Genomic DNA, 14,502 nt, shown 5'->3' on the forward strand with positions numbered 1-14,502 from the left:
CCGGAGAGCGCGCCGGATGGTCGCGTGGGCCTGCCCGACGCGTCATGTCCGTCCTCCCTAACCGTAGGTGCCGCTTCCCAGCGTGGGCAGGGTTGCAGCAGGCAGCGGTGAGTGGGCCGTATTGCCGGGACCCGGAAAAACGGCCCTGCAGAGTCGAGGACCTCGCCCTGCACGTCGTGAGGGTCGGCGACCAGGCACCGGCCCGGTTACCCTGGGTGGCACGGGGTTGCCGCAACCCGGCAAGGCGCCTGCGGAGGAGAGTGATCCCATGGCGACCGAGTACGAACTCCAGGCCGGGGACGTCGCTGCTCTCGCCGACCGGGCGGCGGCAGACTCAGGCGTCGAGTCGCACGAGTTCCTCGACGGTTACATCGAGATGCTGGTCGCGGTGAGTGCCACGGGACGCCGGTTGGACCGTGACGAGCTCGACACGCGGCGTGTGCTCGGCGCGGCTGCGGCCGAGCAGAACATCCCTCTGCGTGCTCTGGTCGACCTCTACCTCAGCGCGAACTGGCTGGTCTGGCGGGAACTTCCCAGCGTCGCGGGGGCCAGCGGGACCACGGTGCGGGCCATCGGCGAGAGCGTGCTGCGCGCCGCCGACGACGCCATCGTCGCCCTCGCCGAAGGCTACGAAGGCGCCCAGCGGCTGGTGATGCGCCAGGAAGAGGCCCGGCGTCGGGAGTTCATCGACGACCTGCTCAACGGTCGCAGTGACCTCGGGAGGCTGGCCGAAACGGCGGAACGCTTCGGTCTGCAGTTGGCGGGTCACCTCGCCGTCGCCGTCGCTCGATCGGTCCACCGCTTTGTCGACGGCGACCCCACGACCCGCCGCGTCGAGTCCACCATGCTGGCGCGCTTCGGTACCCGCGACGTCCTGGTCACCACCAAGGACGACCTGCTGATCTGCATCGCCGCCGGCACCGCCGCCGACGTGCTCGCGGAGTTCGCCCGGCAGGTGGAAGTCGTGCTGGGAACCGACGAACGCTGGCGAATCGGGGTGGGCCGCACCCACGCGGGGCCCGGGGGTGCCATGCGCTCCTATGAGGAGGCCCGCGGAACGCTGGAGCTGGCCGAGTCGCTGGGCCTCGCCGCACGGGTGCTGTTCGCGGCCGACCTGCTCGTCTTCCAGGTACTTCTCCGTGACCGGGTCGCCATCACCGACTTGGTCACCACCGTGCTGGGCCCGCTGGAGCACGCACGAGGCGGCGCGCAGCCGCTGCTGGACACCCTGGCGGGATACTTCGCTTCAGGCGGGGTCAGCGCGGCTGCTGCCCGCCGGCTGCACCTCAGCGTCCGCGCCGTCACCTACCGCATCGATCGGATCAAACGCCTCACCGGACACGACGTCTCCGAGCCCACACAGCGGTTCACGCTGGAGGCGGCTGTGCTCGGGGCACGGCTGCTCGACTGGCCGAGTCAGCCGTTACCGCCGGCCGGCTGAGAGAGCGGTCCACCTGCCGGGCAGACCGCGCCCCCGCTCCCCCGGGCGCCACCTTGCCGGGATCCGGCAGGTGAGACCGGTCAAGCATGGCTGGCCAGGTGCCTTATGCGCGCACGTCACGCAGAGCACGCTGAAGACCAGCGAACACTTCGCCCTCGTTCGTCCACCCATCGACCGGCAGGAGGGCCGCCCCGTGAGCCTGTGGCTGATCTGGTTGATCTTCGCGGTGGTGCTGGGCGTGGCCGAGATCTTCACCCTCACCGCCGCGCTCGGCATGCTCGGTGCCGCCGCGTTGGTCACGGTGGGATTCGCCGCCGTCGGACTTCCGCTGCCCTTCCAACTCCTGGTGTTCACCATCGCCGCTACGATCGGCGTCCTTCTCGTCCGCCCCGTCGCGCTCCGGCACATGCTCCAGCCCCAGTTGCAGCGCTTCGGCGTGGACGCACTGATCGGCAAGAAGGCTCTCGTCGTCTCCGACGTGACCGGCGCCACCGGCCTGGTCCGCATCGGCGGCGAGGAATGGACGGCCCGAACCTACGACCAGACCTCGGTGATCCCGGCCGGAGCGACCGTGGACGTCATGGAGATCGAGGGCACCACCGCACTCGTCTACCCCCAGGAGTAACCGATGGAATTCTCCGCCTTCCTCATCGCCGGAATGCTCATCGCCGTGTTCGCCGCCTTCACCGTGCTGCGGGCGGTGCGCATCGTCCCCCAGGCACGTGCCCGCAACGTGGAACGTCTCGGCCGCTACCACCGCACTCTGCAACCCGGCCTCAACTTCGTCATCCCCTACGTCGACCGGGTCTACCCCGTGATCGACCTGCGGGAACAGGTCGTCTCGTTCCAACCGCAACCGGTGATCACCGAGGACAACCTGGTCGTCGAGATCGACACCGTGCTCTACTTCCAGGTCACCGATCCCCGCGCCGCGGCCTACGAGATCGCCAACTTCCTGCAGGCCGTCGAGCAGCTCACCGTCACCACCTTGCGCAACGTCGTGGGCTCCATGGATCTCGAACGCACCCTCACCTCCCGCGACACCATCAACAACCAACTGCGCGGCGTGCTCGACGACGCCACCGGCAAGTGGGGTCTGCGGGTCAACCGCGTGGAGATCAAGGCCATCGACCCGCCGCAGTCCATCAAGGACGCGATGGAGAAGCAGATGCGGGCCGAGCGCGACAAGCGCGCCGCCATCCTCGGTGCCGAGGGACAGCGCCAGTCGCAGATCCTCACCGCCGAGGGCGACAAGCAGGGCGCCGTGCTGCGCGCGGAAGGCAACCGGACCGCGGAAATCTTGAAGGCCGAAGGGCAGTCCCGGGCCATCGACGAGGTGTTCCAGGCCGTGCACCGCAACGACCCCGACCCCAAACTGCTCGCCTACCAGTACCTCCAGATGCTGCCTCAGCTCGCTCAGGGGCCCGGCAACACGTTCTGGGTGATCCCCAGTGAGGTCACCTCCGCGCTCCAGGGCGTGTCCCGGGCGTTCACCGAGGCCCTCCCCCAGTCCCCGGCCACCCGCGACACCGCCACTTCCGACGAACTGGCCGTGCGTGCGGCGGACGATGCGGCGCAAGCCGCCGAAGCCGCCGCGAACGCGGTCGCCGACGCAGCCGAGGCCGACCGCTCCGGCACCGCGCGTATCAACGCCAATGGCACTGAGGCGCTACAAGCCTGACAGCCACCAGGACGTGTGGCCCGACAGGAAGATCACCGATGGGCTGCCGGGCTGCCTGCTTGACGAGACCCGCTCAGGCCTGTGCTCAAGGGGTTCCCTGCTCGTCTCGGCGTTCGTAGACGTCGGGGATGCCGTCGGCGTCTTCGTCGAGGTTCTCCAGCTCGTGGATCCGCCGGTACACCCGGTTGCGGGCGCGCAGGATGATCGTGGCGAGCAGGGCGGCGAGCAGCGAGCCGGCGAGCACGGCCACGCCGAGCACGTCGATCCAGCCCAGTCCCTCGTCCAGGTCGGCTTGGGTGAAGCGTGCCAGCAGCCAGGTGGCGCCGAAGATCCCGATCGGCTTGCCCGCCACCAGCCCGGCCACGATACCGAGGGCCACGGGGTCGGTCAGCGCGCTACGCAGGCCGTCCCAGCCGCCGAGCGGGACACCTGCGGCGAACAGCGCGAACACGGGCACGGCGAACGCCGAGGACAACGGCCGGATCCGGTGTTCGAAGTGCTCGGCCAGGCCGGGTCAGGGATGCCGACCAGACTTCCCGGCGCTCCACGCGCGAAGATGCCGAAAGATCGGCCTGGGGCAAATCGAGGGGCACGAAGGCGTGACGGCCTGCCGCCGAGCTTCACCGATCCGAGTCCGATGACACTTCCTCCCGCCAGCCGAGGGTGGTTTCGACGGCTTCTTCGACCATGCTGGACATGGTGCTCATGTAGGTGGCGGTGATGTGGTTGTCGTCGAGGTAGAGCAGCACGTTGCCGATCACCGGCGGGCACAGTTCCGCGTCGCAGAAGTAGTCGCTGAAGTCCAAGAAGGACACTCGCGGTGGCAGGTCAGGGATCGTCACGTAGGGCGGTTCCGGTGCCAGCAGGTCGGCCCGGGGTGTGCTGCACTCCGCCGCCGCCGGGCCGTTGGCCTCGACACACGCCGAGGGTGAGGAGTCGTAGCGCGGATTGTCCCGCACCGCGAGCACCGGGATGCCCGCCGCGTCGATCTTGCGCCATTGCGCCACGAATCCCGGTGGGACGTGCTCGGTGACTCCCACGCGGACATCCCGGGTACCGATCGTGAACACCGCGTCGGGAGCGAGTGCGACGATCTCGTCGGCGGCCGCGGCGTTCCAGTCGATGCAGGGCTGGTCTCCGGGAACGGCTTCGGAATCGGTGGAGAAAGGGCAACCACCGCGCAGCATCGAGATGATCTGCCAGTTCTTCCGCTCGGCGACCGGGCGCAGCGCGGCGAGGAATTGCTGGGCGTGGGAATCGCCGACGACCACGATCCGGCGGACCGGGTTGTCCGGCAGTCCGTTCACGCAGACCACGAGTTCCTCGCTGCGTTGCGCGGTGGTGCACCTGTTCTCATCGACGTGCGCGTATTCGTCGGACAACGCCACGAACGACGGCACCAGCGGTGCGTTCTGCGCACCCCAGTATTCGAAACCCGGCTCCCGCGCCTTGGCGCCAGGGTGGTCGATGTCGCCGACCGCGAGCGCGTTGGCGTCGGCCTTCCACTGCGAGGTGACCTGCCACGCTGTTGCCGCCACCAGCACCGGGACCATCGCGAGCGCGGCGAACCGGTAAGCCCCCCAGCGGCGCGTGACCCCGATCCGGGATTCACGCAGCGGAGTTTCGATGAAGTGGTAGGTCAGCACGGCCAGCACCACCGAGAGCGCGATGATCCCCACGCCTCCGGCCAGTCCGACCTCGGTGCGTTCCCCCGCGACGAGGTAGAGCACCAGGACGGGCCAGTGCCAGAGGTAGAGCGAGTAGCTCAGATCGCCGAGGTAGCGCATCGGCCGGGTGCTGAGGAACCGGTCGGCCCCGATCCGGCTGCCGGTGGCGCCGGCCACGAGCACCGCGGCCGCCGACAGCAGCGGCCACAGCGCGGCGTATCCCGGGAACACCGCGCCGACGCTGAGGACGAGACCGCAGGAGAGCAGACCGGCGATGCCGAGCCAGCCCAGCAGCAGGCGGGCGGACCCGGGCAGGGTGATCCGGTCGATGACCATCGCCAGCAGGCCACCGAGAGCGAACTCCCACATCCTGGTCAGCGAGTGGAAATACGCCAGTGGCTGGTCGAGCGCGGTGAGCACCACCGAGTACGCGAGCGAGGCCGCGAACACCACGAGCAAGGCCGCGGCCACGTTCCGCCGGAACCGTCCGGCCAGCAGCGCCACCACCGCGACCAGCAGCGGCCACACCAGGTAGAACTGGCCCTGGATGGACAGCGACCAGAAGTGCTGCACCACGCTCGCGGTGTCGTGCTGGGCGAAGTAGTCCGCCGAATCCGCGGCCAGCCGCCAGTTCTGCACGTACAGCGCCGACGCGAAGATCTCCCGGATGGTCTGGAACCAGCGGTTCTCCGGCAGCAGGAGCACCGACGCGGCGACCACCACCAGCAGCACGGTCAAGGCGGCGGGGAACAGCCGCTTGATCAGCCGTGCCCAGAACTCCCGGAAACCGATGCCACCGCGCTCGCTCGCCCGCACCAGTTGACCGGTCAGCAGGAAGCCCGAGATCAGGAAGAACACGTCCACGCCACCGGAGACGCGGCCGAACCAGACGTGGTAGACGACCACCAGCACCACGGCGACCGCGCGCAGTCCCTGCAGCTCCGGCCGGTAACGCCTGGGAGGGTTCCCCGCAGGCGTCACACCACGCGTCAGGATCAGCGCCACGTCGTTCTCCGCCCTCGACAACGTCCTCGACCCGCGTTCGCGAGGACGAGGTTGCCGACCAGACTTCCCGGCGCTCCGCGGGTAAAGATGCCTCACGGACCCGATCGAGGGCAAATCGCCAGGTCAGCTCGCCGCGCCGCCCCTGGTAACGGGAGCGCACCGGCCAGGCCGTCAGGGTTGACCGCAGGTGAGCCGGGAAGTCTGGTCGGCAGCGTTGTTGCTGCGCCGACGAAAGGCCTCCCCATGAGCACCGATCACCTGGACGCGATCACCACGGTCATCCGGGACCAGCTCCGCGGCGAAGAACTGGTCCGGCTGCCGGGAGCGGTCTGCCTGCCGCCCGGCTCGGTCATCGATCTCCCCGACGGGGTGATCGCGCGGGTCACCACCATGCGCCTGGTGGTCCAGGACGCCGCTTCGGCGGAGCTGGTGATCCAGGCCGTGCCGTACGGCGACACCCTCTCCGGCCGGACATGACCCCGTCGTCATCGGCAGTGGTGTTCGCGGCCGCGGTGTTCCGCGGGCGTCACCCGGTGGAGCGGGTGAACCGGCGGTAGAGCGGCCAGATGACCAGTGCGTGGTAGACCACCCCGCCGGCCAGGTACGGCCACCAGGTGGTGCCGTCGACCGCCGCGAGGAATGCCTCGGTGGGCCAGAACGTGGGCACCACCCCGAACGCCAGCCGCCACGGCGAATCCACGAAGGCCGGAAGCAGCGGCAGTCCGGCGATGACGATGCCGAGCGCGCGGATGGCCGCGAGCCCTTCGACCTTGTTCGTGGCCACCGCGAGGATGACCAGCGTGACGACGAGCCCGGACAGCCCGGTCAGCAGGCCGATCGGCACGAGCGCCGGGATCAGCCGGGCGGGGAACAGGCCGCTCGCGCTGATCGTGCCGAGCACGATCAGCAGGGTGACGCCGACGGTGGTGGCGGAGCGGTAGCCGAGGTAGCTGCCCATCGATACCGGGGTGACCCGGATGGCGGTGAGCGTGCCCGCGTCGCGTTCGTCGAGCACCAGCAGCGCCATCACCCCGCCGACGACGATCGCGCTGGTCAGCAGCAGGAAGCCGACCAGGATGAGCGGGTGGTACGGGGTGAGGTCGAAGTCGAATTCGCCGGCGGCCAGTGTGGTGGCCGCCGGGGTGCCGAAGCGGACCATGGCGATCCAGACCAGCGGGGCGACGAACAGGCCCACCAGCAGCGTGTCGCGGCGGACGCCGCGCAGGTCGTTGCGCCCGAGTGCGGCGAAGGTGCTCATGTCAGGCGTCTCCTGTCTTCGCGATCAGGTACTTGTCGAACCACCGCCGGGCCGGCAGCCACAATCCCGCCGCGGCAAGCACCGGATAGCCCAGGCCGTAGAAGATCTGCCAGGGCTGCAGGGTGAGCTGGTCGAACGCGGCGCCGAAGAACAGCAGCGGCCCGTAGGTGGGCACCAGGTAGAGCCAGCCGGTGTCCCAGAGACCGGCGTAACCGAGGATCGGCAGATTGAACAGCGCGATCGGGAACACCGCGGGCATGACCCAGTCGCTGACCGAGGCGAACGGCAGCGCGCTGAGGAAACCGACCAGCAGCATGAGCACCGTGCCCAGCACGGTGCCGGTCACCAGCAACGGCAGGTGGTAGTCCACGCCGCTGGTCGCGGTGGCGATGCCGACCGCGAGCAGCACCGACAGCCCGGTCAGGCCGATCACCTTCGCGGCCAGGTATTCGCCGAACCGCAGAGGCGTGGCGACGACGGCGTCGAGCGTGCGCTCCCCCTTTTCGAAGAACACGGCTCCGGCGATGAAGAAGAACCCGACGATGGTGAGGTCGCCGAGGATCACGTACGGTTCGACCGCGGCACGCAGGCCGGGCGGCATCGGCAGCAGCAGCGCCAGCCACATCACCCCGGAGAACACCGCGGCGTGCGCGAACTTGTAGCGGCGCTGCAGTCGCAGCTCCAAGCGCAGCACGGCACCGAGCCGGCTCATCGCAGGCTCCGTCCGGTGGTCTCGACGAACACGTCGTCCAGGGTGGCTTCCTTGCTGTGCAGGGTTTCCACCCGCTGATCCCGCAGCAGGCGCAGGAAGTCGGCGTTGTCGGCGAGGCCGTCGAGCGGGAACTCGGTGCCGGTGACGGCGTCGCCGGCGTCGCGGTATTCGACCCGGACCTGGCGGCGGCTGCGGGCCACTTTCAGCTCTCGCGGCGAGTCCAGGGTCGCGATCCGGCCGTCGACGACGAAGGCGACCCGGTCGCACAGCTGATCCGCGGTGGCCATGTCGTGGGTGGTCAGGAACACCGTCTTCCCGCGAGCTTTCTCCGCCAGCACGAGGTCGCGGACGATCCGGGCGTTGACCGGGTCGAGTCCGGAGGTCGGCTCGTCGAGGAAGAGCAGGTCCGGGTCGTGCAGCAGCGCGCGGACGAACACCAGGCGCATCTGCATGCCCTTGGAGAACTTGCCGACGCGGGTGTGCGCGTCCCCGGCCAGCCCCACCGAGTCCAGCAGGTCCATCGGATCCCGGACAGGTCCGCTGTGGAGGGAGGCGAAGAACTCGAGGTTCTCCAGCGCGGTCAGCTTCTGGTAGTGGTTGGGCAGTTCGAAGGACACCCCGACCCGGTGGTAGAAGTCCTGCCCCCACTCGGCGGGTTCCCGGCCCCACACCGCGGCCCGGCCGCCGTGGCCGGTCAGCAGGCCGATCAGGATCCTCTGCGTGGTCGACTTGCCCGCGCCGCTGGGTCCGAGGAAGCCGAAGATCTCCCCCTGGCCCACAGCGAAGTCCATGCCCCGCACGGCGGGCTCGGCGCTGCCGGGGTAACTGAAGGTCAGCGCACTGACCTCGATCACTGTCATACTGAGCAAGGTATCGAGTTTTCGCAACTTTGCGAATATTGGAGAGAGTTAAGATGTCGTCAAAATACGGGAGGAGCGGGATGGCGGACACCACCGACGCGGCCGAGCGACTGGCGTTGACCCTGACCAGAGGCGGTATGCAGCGGATGACCGCGCGCGTGCTCAGCGCCCTGCTCTTCGCCGATCAGGAGACCATGACCGCGGGAGAGATCGCCGAGCGCCTGGTGATCAGCCCCGGCACGGTGTCCACCGCGATCAAGAACCTGACCATGGTCGGGCTGGTCGAGAAGGTGCCCGCACCCGGCAGCCGCCGCGAGCACTTCCGCTTCCGCGAAGGGGCGTGGGCCACCTTGATGTCGAGCCAGAACCAGGTCGTCCAGGCCATGCAGCGGGCCGCCGACGAAGGCATCGCCGTCACCGGCGAAACCAGCCCCGCCGGACGGCGGCTGGTCGAGATGCGCGACTTCTACGGTTACCTGATGGCCGAACTGCCCGCACTGATCGACCGGTGGAAAGCCGGGCTGAACCGCTGACGAGCTCCCCGGGCAGGGGGAAGTTACACCCGACGGGACCTGGCGATCCGCACCCCCGCGATCAGCGGGAGAAGATGACAAACATCTGAAAAGTCGGCGAATCCCTTGCATCTTCGCGCCCGATTCGGTCCACTTGCGCACCATGTCTGATTCACCCCACGTACTGGCGGCCGAAGGCGGCACGCTGTCCGGGATCGAGAACGCGATCAACACCGTGTTCGACCCGATTTCCGAAGGCCTGTCCGCGTTCGTCTTCGCCGAAGTCACCGTCTTCGGCGTCACCTTCCCCTGGATCGTCGCCTGGCTGGTCATCGCCGCCGCGGCGTTCACCGTCTACTTCGGATTCGTGCAGTTCCGCGCCTTCCGGCTGGCCACGCGCATCGCCCGTGGCCAGTACACCAAGCCCGACGAACCCGGCGAGATCAGCCACTTCCAGGCCCTGAGCTCGGCGCTGTCGGGCACGGTCGGGCTGGGCAACATCGCCGGTGTCGGGGTCGCGGTCACCGTCGGCGGCGCCGGGGCCACGTTCTGGATGATCCTGTGCGGCCTGCTCGGCATGTGCACCAAGTTCGTCGAGTGCACCCTCGGCGTGAAGTACCGCGAGGTCCACGCCGACGGCACCGTCTCCGGCGGGCCCATGCACTACTTGCGCAAGGGCATCGCCGAGCGCTTCCCCAACGCCACCGGCAAGACCCTCGGCCGGGTCCTGGCCGGTGGTGCCGCGGTGATGATCCTGTTCTTCGGCATCGCCGGCGGCAACATGTTCCAGGCCAACCAGAGCTTCGCCCAGCTGCGCGACGTCACCGGTGGCGACGACGGCCTGCTCGGCGGCGATGGCGCCGCGCTGATCTTCGGCTTGCTGCTCGCCGCGTTCGTCGGCGCGGTCGTGATCGGCGGCATCAAGTCCATCGGCGCGGTCACCAGCAGGCTCGTACCCACGATGGGGATCGTCTACGTCACCGCGTGCCTGATCGTCATCGGCGTGAACCTCGACGCGGTGCCCGGTGCGATCGGCGAGATCTTCGCCGGTGCGTTCGCCCCCGAAGGCGTCGCGGGTGGCGCGATCGGCGCCCTGATCGTGGGTTTCCAGCGCGCGGCGTTCTCCAACGAAGCCGGGCTCGGTTCCGCGCCCATCGCCCACTCCGCGGTGCGCACCAAGCACCCGGTCACCGAAGGCTACGTCGCCCTGCTCGAGCCCTTCGTGGACACCGTGGTGATCTGCACGATGACCGCATTGACCGTGATCATCGCCAAGACCCAGTTCTGGACCGACGCCAAGGCCACCGTGTTCGCCGGCGGCGAGACCCCCGACGGTGTCACGGTCACCTCGGAATCCTTCGCCACCGTGCTGCCGTGGTTCCCCTACGTGCTCACCGTCGCCGTGGTCCTCTTCGCCGTGTCGACCATCATCACCTGGGGCTACTACGGCCAGAAGGCCTGGACCTACCTGTTCGGCAAGAGCCTGCTCAGCGAACGCCTCTACCACGTCGTGTTCTGCCTCTTCGTCGTCGCCGGTTCGGTGCTCACCCTCGGCAGCGTGCTCGACTTCGCCGACGCCGTGCTGTTCCTGCTGGCACTGTTCAACATCGCCGGGCTCTACCTGCTCGCGCCGATCGTCAAACGCGAAATGCGCGACTACCGCGAACGCCGCCACAGCGGAGAAATCGTCCGGGCCAAGTAACCCGCGGCTGCTCCCATCGTCCACCGTGGACGGTGGGAGCGGTTTCGCGTGCTCACCACCTGGCGCGACCGGCCACGTCCCAGCGAGTCAGCCGCCGCGACGACCGTGCCGACGATGCCGGACGGTGGCACGGTGGCGAACTCCCCCGCGAGCTCGCGAACCACCTTGCTGACGACGCCCCGATTACACGCTGCTGGGATCACCCCCGTGACCGCTACACAGGGACCGACGACGGACGAGGCACCGACCATCTGCTTGACACAGAACGCCTTACGCTGATGAGCGGACGTTGTGGAATGGCGCGGAACTATTCGGCTGTGGCCCGGCCTTCGACCTGCGCCGGCTCCGGTGATGAGCACGACCTTGCCACCGAGTCGGCCGGCCATCTCACTTTCTCCGTCAGCGGCTCGGCGACATGGTCCGGTCACCACGTCCAGGCCGGGTTGCCGGTGGCGGATTGGGACACCGCCCACAGCCGTTCGCGGGCGGCCTCGTCGTAGGCGAAGGCGGGCGCGCGGACTGGACGGAGGGCTTCGTCCACGTAGAGGCCGGGCGGGCTGCCTTTCCCGGTGGCCAGGCGGGCGTAGGTTTCACCAAGGCGTTCGGCGGGCACCGCCAAGCGGTTCTTGGGTGTGTACAGGGCGCGCAGCAGCGCAGGCATGGCTTTCACCCGATCCGGGTCGAGGCGTACCGCGGGCACGCGCACACAGGTCGCCTCCAGCCGCCCTCCACCTTTGCCCGCCAGGGAGAACGTGGTCATGATCTGGGCGAGTTTGGCGTGGTAGTAAGCGCGGGTCGGGCTGTACCAGCTCGGGTCGTCGAGTTGGTCGAAGCGGACCCGGATGCGTGGCATCGAGAGCAGTCCCTTGCTGGCGACGTTGATCACGCGAGGCTTGCCGGCGGCGGCGAGCAACGGGCTCAGGCGCGCGGTGAGCAGGAAGGGTCCAAGATGGTTGGTGGCCCAGAACAGTTCATGCCCCTGCTCGGTGAACTGGGGCTCGCGCAGCGTTTGATCGAAGACGGCGGAGTTGTTGATGAGCACGTCGAGCCGGTCGGCACTCTGCGCGAGCCGCTCGGCCGCGGCGCCGATGGAGTCGGGCATCGACAGGTCGATCTGGATGAGGACGGCCGGGCACGTCGCGTGCGCGTTGATGTCCGCCAGCGCAGCGCGGCCTCGGCCGGGGTCCCGGCACAGTGCCAGTACCTGGTGGCCGGCGGCGGCGAGGACGCGGGCGGCGCGCAGGCCGATCCCGGAATTGGCGCCGGTGATGGCGATGGTGAGCACGCAAGAAGCCTACTTTGTTCGGAACGTTCCGAACAGAGTAGGCTTTGGCTGTGGCCAGTGTCGAAGAGTTCGTCGAGCATGCCGGGCTGTACTTCGAGCGCTTGGGGCTCAGCCGCACAGCGGGCCGGGTCATCGGTCTGCTACTGGTCGATCCGGAGGATTCCGCCGACGCCCCGGGGTTGTGCGAGCGGTTGGGTGTGGCCAAAAGCAGCATGAGCGTCGCATTGGGGCTACTCGAACGAGGCGGGCTCGTCGAGCGCTTCCGCCCACCCCGCGGGCGCCGCGATCACTACCGGCTGACCGAGGACGTCTTCGGCCGCGCGTTCCGGGCGAAGATGGCCGAATTCACCACATTCGCGGAACTCGCCGAGCAAGGGCTGGCCGTTGCCGGGGGCAACCCCAAGAGCCGCGTCAGGCTGGAGTCGATGCGCGACATGTACGCCTTCATGGGCCGCGAATTCCCCAAACTCCTCGACCGCTGGGACCGGGAACGCCACCGATGACCATCGGCGACCCAGCCGGCCGGTTCCCGGGTTTCGAACGATAAGGACGACGAGCTTCGCCTGCCTGCCCACCGGCGCCGAAAGGCGTTCCGCGTCCTCACCGATGACGTACGGAGTTGATGTCTTCTCCGTGCGAGCAGGGTGGTCCCGGATCTTGCGCTGCCTGGCGGTCTGTTCGACCTGCGGGCATCGGACGGATGTCGTCGGTCAGCTTGGCGGTGCGGGTCACCGCTGCCGGGTCATCCGGCGGCTGACGGTGATCAGCCCGGCCAGGGAGGCCAGCAGCAGCGCACCGCCGAGGAGGCGCACCTCGGCAGGTGTGTCCGGCGACAGGAGACGGCCGGACGTCGTACCCCCGTCCGGGGCGAAGACCAGGAACAGCCCGCCGATGACGACACCGAGGCACAGGGCGATGAGGGCGTAGACCAGCCGCTTGCGGGGCCACGGGGGTTCGCCTCGGCTTTGTGCCCTGGCCGCGGGGATCGCGAGGAAACTGATCACGCTGAACAACAGGGCGATCAGGCCGTGGAGCGGCGAGCCCGTCCACAGCAGCAGGACGCCGAGGGCCACGAAGAGGAGTCCGCCCAGCACCAAGCTCCAGGTTTTCAAGTATGCCTCCAGTCTTTTCGCTCGAAGGACTTACCCAGGCAGCGCGAGCAGGCAAACCTCGGCGCGGACCGGCCACGGAGTTCCCGCGGTCACGGTGGCTTGGGGATCGGCGACATCGCGCTCGTCGCCGCTGAACCGTCGCACGCGGACTGATGGGTGATATTTATTTCACCCATCAGTTAGGCTGATCGTATGTCTGCTACTTCGGTTGCCCGTATCACCTTCCGCCGTCTGCGGACGACCGACTTTCCGCTGCTCGCTTCCTGGTTGGAGCAGCCCTATGTGCACCACTGGTGGCACCACGAGACGACGCCGGACGCGCTCGAGCGCGACTTCGGCGCGTCCGCCCGCGGTGCGGAGCCGGGCGAGGACCTGCTGGTCAGCGCGGATGGCACGCCGTTCGGGTTGGTGCAGCGGTCCTTCTGGCACGACTACCCCGAGTACGTCGAGGAGCTCGCGCCGTCGATGCCGGTGCCCGAGGGCGCGGTCACCATCGACTACCTGATCGGGCCGCCGGAGCTGACCGGCTTGGGACTGGGCAGCCGGATGATCGCCCAGATCGCCGCCGACACCTGGCGCGACCTGCCTGCGGCGAAGTTGATCCTGGTACCCGTGCACGCCCGGAATGTGGCGTCGTGGCGTGCGCTGGAGAAGGCGGGTTTCCGGCGCGTCGGCGTGGCGGACCTGGAGCCGGACAATCCCGCCGAGACGCGGGAGCACGTGGTCTACCGGTTGGACCGCCCGTGAGCGTCGAGCTGCCGCTGCTCGGCGAGTCCGCCTCCGTGGAGTTCGCGAACACGCTCTACGGCGAGTTCGACTTCCTCGCCGATCCGGAGACCGCGCGGAGCTGGGTCGCCGAGGTGGCGCCCGGTCATATCGTGCCGGAGGGCGGGTTGATCGAGCTTCGGAACGCGGTGCGCCGGGTTTTCCTGGCGGTGTCGGCCGGTTCCGCACTCGACCTCGCGGATGTCCGGCTGATCAACCAGTGCGCGGCGGCGGCACCGTCGGTGTGGCAGCTCACCTCGGGTGCGACGGCGGCGCAGACGCGGATCGGTGACCGCGTCCTGCTCGCCACACTGGCCGAGGACTGCGTGCAGGTGGTGGCGTCGGCGGACGTCCGGCCGGTGCGGCTCTGCGAGAGCGACGACTGTCCCCTGCTGTTCGTGCGAACGCACCACCGGCGGCGGTGGTGCCACAACTCGTGCGGCCACCGCGCCCGCCAGGCGGCGTACTACCGTCGCACTCAAGCCTGACGCAGGCGCTCTTC

15 protein-coding genes and 1 pseudogene are annotated in these 14,502 nt (G+C 68.8%); 9 read left to right on the top strand and 7 right to left on the bottom strand.

The window, feature by feature from the left end; translation table 11 throughout:
• Nucleotides 1–268: 268 nt before the first annotated feature.
• The 3 genes from L3Q67_RS38880 (at nucleotide 269) to L3Q67_RS38890 (ending at nucleotide 3,122) form a co-directional block, all read left to right on the top strand.
• On the top strand, nucleotides 269–1,441 hold the full coding sequence (locus tag L3Q67_RS38880) for a PucR family transcriptional regulator (RefSeq protein ID WP_499186397.1): 1,173 nt from the start codon (nucleotides 269–271) through the stop codon (nucleotides 1,439–1,441).
• Between the two features lie 193 nt (nucleotides 1,442–1,634).
• A complete protein-coding gene (locus L3Q67_RS38885) occupies nucleotides 1,635–2,066 on the top strand; it encodes an NfeD family protein (protein ID WP_499186398.1) in 432 nt (143 codons plus the stop codon).
• A 3-nt stretch (nucleotides 2,067–2,069) separates the two neighbouring features.
• Nucleotides 2,070–3,122 (top strand): SPFH domain-containing protein, encoded by a 1,053-nt coding sequence (locus L3Q67_RS38890; RefSeq protein ID WP_499186399.1) that lies wholly within the window; start codon nucleotides 2,070–2,072, stop codon nucleotides 3,120–3,122.
• An 85-nt stretch (nucleotides 3,123–3,207) separates the two neighbouring features.
• On the opposite strand, the pseudogene L3Q67_RS38895 reads toward L3Q67_RS38890, so the two are convergent.
• Nucleotides 3,208–3,630: pseudogene (locus L3Q67_RS38895) on the bottom strand (Na+/H+ antiporter NhaA); the annotation flags it as partial.
• A gap of 112 nt (nucleotides 3,631–3,742) precedes the next feature.
• Nucleotides 3,743–5,794 carry an acyltransferase family protein gene (locus L3Q67_RS38900; protein ID WP_499186400.1) on the bottom strand — a complete coding sequence of 684 codons (2,052 nt, stop codon included), beginning with the start codon at nucleotides 5,792–5,794 and terminating at the stop codon, nucleotides 3,743–3,745.
• A gap of 243 nt (nucleotides 5,795–6,037) precedes the next feature.
• On the opposite strand from L3Q67_RS38900, the gene L3Q67_RS38905 reads away from it, so the two are divergent.
• Complete coding sequence (locus tag L3Q67_RS38905; RefSeq protein ID WP_499186401.1) at nucleotides 6,038–6,271, top strand: hypothetical protein; 234 nt, start codon at nucleotides 6,038–6,040, stop codon at nucleotides 6,269–6,271.
• Between the two features lie 49 nt (nucleotides 6,272–6,320).
• On the opposite strand, the gene L3Q67_RS38910 is transcribed toward L3Q67_RS38905, so the two are convergent.
• From L3Q67_RS38910 to L3Q67_RS38920, 3 genes are read right to left on the bottom strand one after another with little or no spacing between them, the layout of a single operon-like run.
• A complete protein-coding gene (locus tag L3Q67_RS38910; RefSeq protein WP_499186402.1) occupies nucleotides 6,321–7,052 on the bottom strand; it encodes an ABC transporter permease in 732 nt (243 codons plus the stop codon).
• Between the two features lies 1 nt (nucleotide 7,053).
• Complete coding sequence (locus L3Q67_RS38915) at nucleotides 7,054–7,764, bottom strand: fluoroquinolone export ABC transporter permease subunit (protein ID WP_499186403.1); 711 nt, start codon at nucleotides 7,762–7,764, stop codon at nucleotides 7,054–7,056.
• The gene (locus L3Q67_RS38920; RefSeq protein WP_499186404.1) at nucleotides 7,761–8,624 is read right to left on the bottom strand and encodes an ABC transporter ATP-binding protein; all 864 of its coding nucleotides are present in this window, start codon (nucleotides 8,622–8,624) and stop codon (nucleotides 7,761–7,763) included. The genes L3Q67_RS38915 and L3Q67_RS38920 overlap by 4 nt, the downstream gene beginning before the upstream one ends.
• A gap of 80 nt (nucleotides 8,625–8,704) precedes the next feature.
• Here L3Q67_RS38920 and L3Q67_RS38925 point away from each other — a divergent pair, with 80 nt between their 5' ends.
• Both L3Q67_RS38925 and L3Q67_RS38930 read left to right on the top strand, forming a co-directional pair.
• Nucleotides 8,705–9,157: a GbsR/MarR family transcriptional regulator gene (locus tag L3Q67_RS38925; protein ID WP_499186405.1), complete on the top strand. Its 453-nt coding sequence runs from the start codon at nucleotides 8,705–8,707 to the stop codon at nucleotides 9,155–9,157.
• A 142-nt stretch (nucleotides 9,158–9,299) separates the two neighbouring features.
• Entirely contained in the window at nucleotides 9,300–10,838 is a 1,539-nt protein-coding gene (locus tag L3Q67_RS38930; protein ID WP_499186406.1) for an alanine/glycine:cation symporter family protein, read from the top strand.
• A gap of 424 nt (nucleotides 10,839–11,262) precedes the next feature.
• Here L3Q67_RS38930 and L3Q67_RS38935 read toward each other — a convergent pair whose 3' ends face one another.
• Nucleotides 11,263–12,123 (bottom strand): Rossmann-fold NAD(P)-binding domain-containing protein, encoded by an 861-nt coding sequence (locus L3Q67_RS38935; protein ID WP_499186407.1) that lies wholly within the window; start codon nucleotides 12,121–12,123, stop codon nucleotides 11,263–11,265.
• Between the two features lie 50 nt (nucleotides 12,124–12,173).
• On the opposite strand from L3Q67_RS38935, the gene L3Q67_RS38940 reads away from it, so the two are divergent.
• On the top strand, nucleotides 12,174–12,626 hold the full coding sequence (locus tag L3Q67_RS38940; protein WP_499186408.1) for a GbsR/MarR family transcriptional regulator: 453 nt from the start codon (nucleotides 12,174–12,176) through the stop codon (nucleotides 12,624–12,626).
• 225 nt (nucleotides 12,627–12,851) lie between these two features.
• On the opposite strand, the gene L3Q67_RS38945 is transcribed toward L3Q67_RS38940, so the two are convergent.
• On the bottom strand, nucleotides 12,852–13,235 hold the full coding sequence (locus L3Q67_RS38945; RefSeq protein WP_499186409.1) for a hypothetical protein: 384 nt from the start codon (nucleotides 13,233–13,235) through the stop codon (nucleotides 12,852–12,854).
• A 192-nt stretch (nucleotides 13,236–13,427) separates the two neighbouring features.
• Between L3Q67_RS38945 and L3Q67_RS38950 the strand changes: the two genes are divergently transcribed.
• Both L3Q67_RS38950 and L3Q67_RS38955 read left to right on the top strand, forming a co-directional pair.
• Nucleotides 13,428–13,982, top strand: a complete 555-nt coding sequence (locus tag L3Q67_RS38950; RefSeq protein ID WP_499186410.1) for a GNAT family protein — start codon at nucleotides 13,428–13,430, stop codon at nucleotides 13,980–13,982.
• Nucleotides 13,979–14,488, top strand: coding sequence for a CGNR zinc finger domain-containing protein (locus L3Q67_RS38955; protein WP_499186411.1), 510 nt, complete (start codon nucleotides 13,979–13,981; stop codon nucleotides 14,486–14,488). Before L3Q67_RS38950 ends, L3Q67_RS38955 begins: the two co-directional genes overlap by 4 nt.
• Nucleotides 14,489–14,502 lie beyond the last annotated feature (14 nt).

The sequence above is a fragment of the Saccharothrix sp. AJ9571 genome (assembly GCF_021725495.1).
GTDB classification, from domain to species: Bacteria; Actinomycetota; Actinomycetes; order Mycobacteriales; family Pseudonocardiaceae; genus Amycolatopsis; species Amycolatopsis magusensis.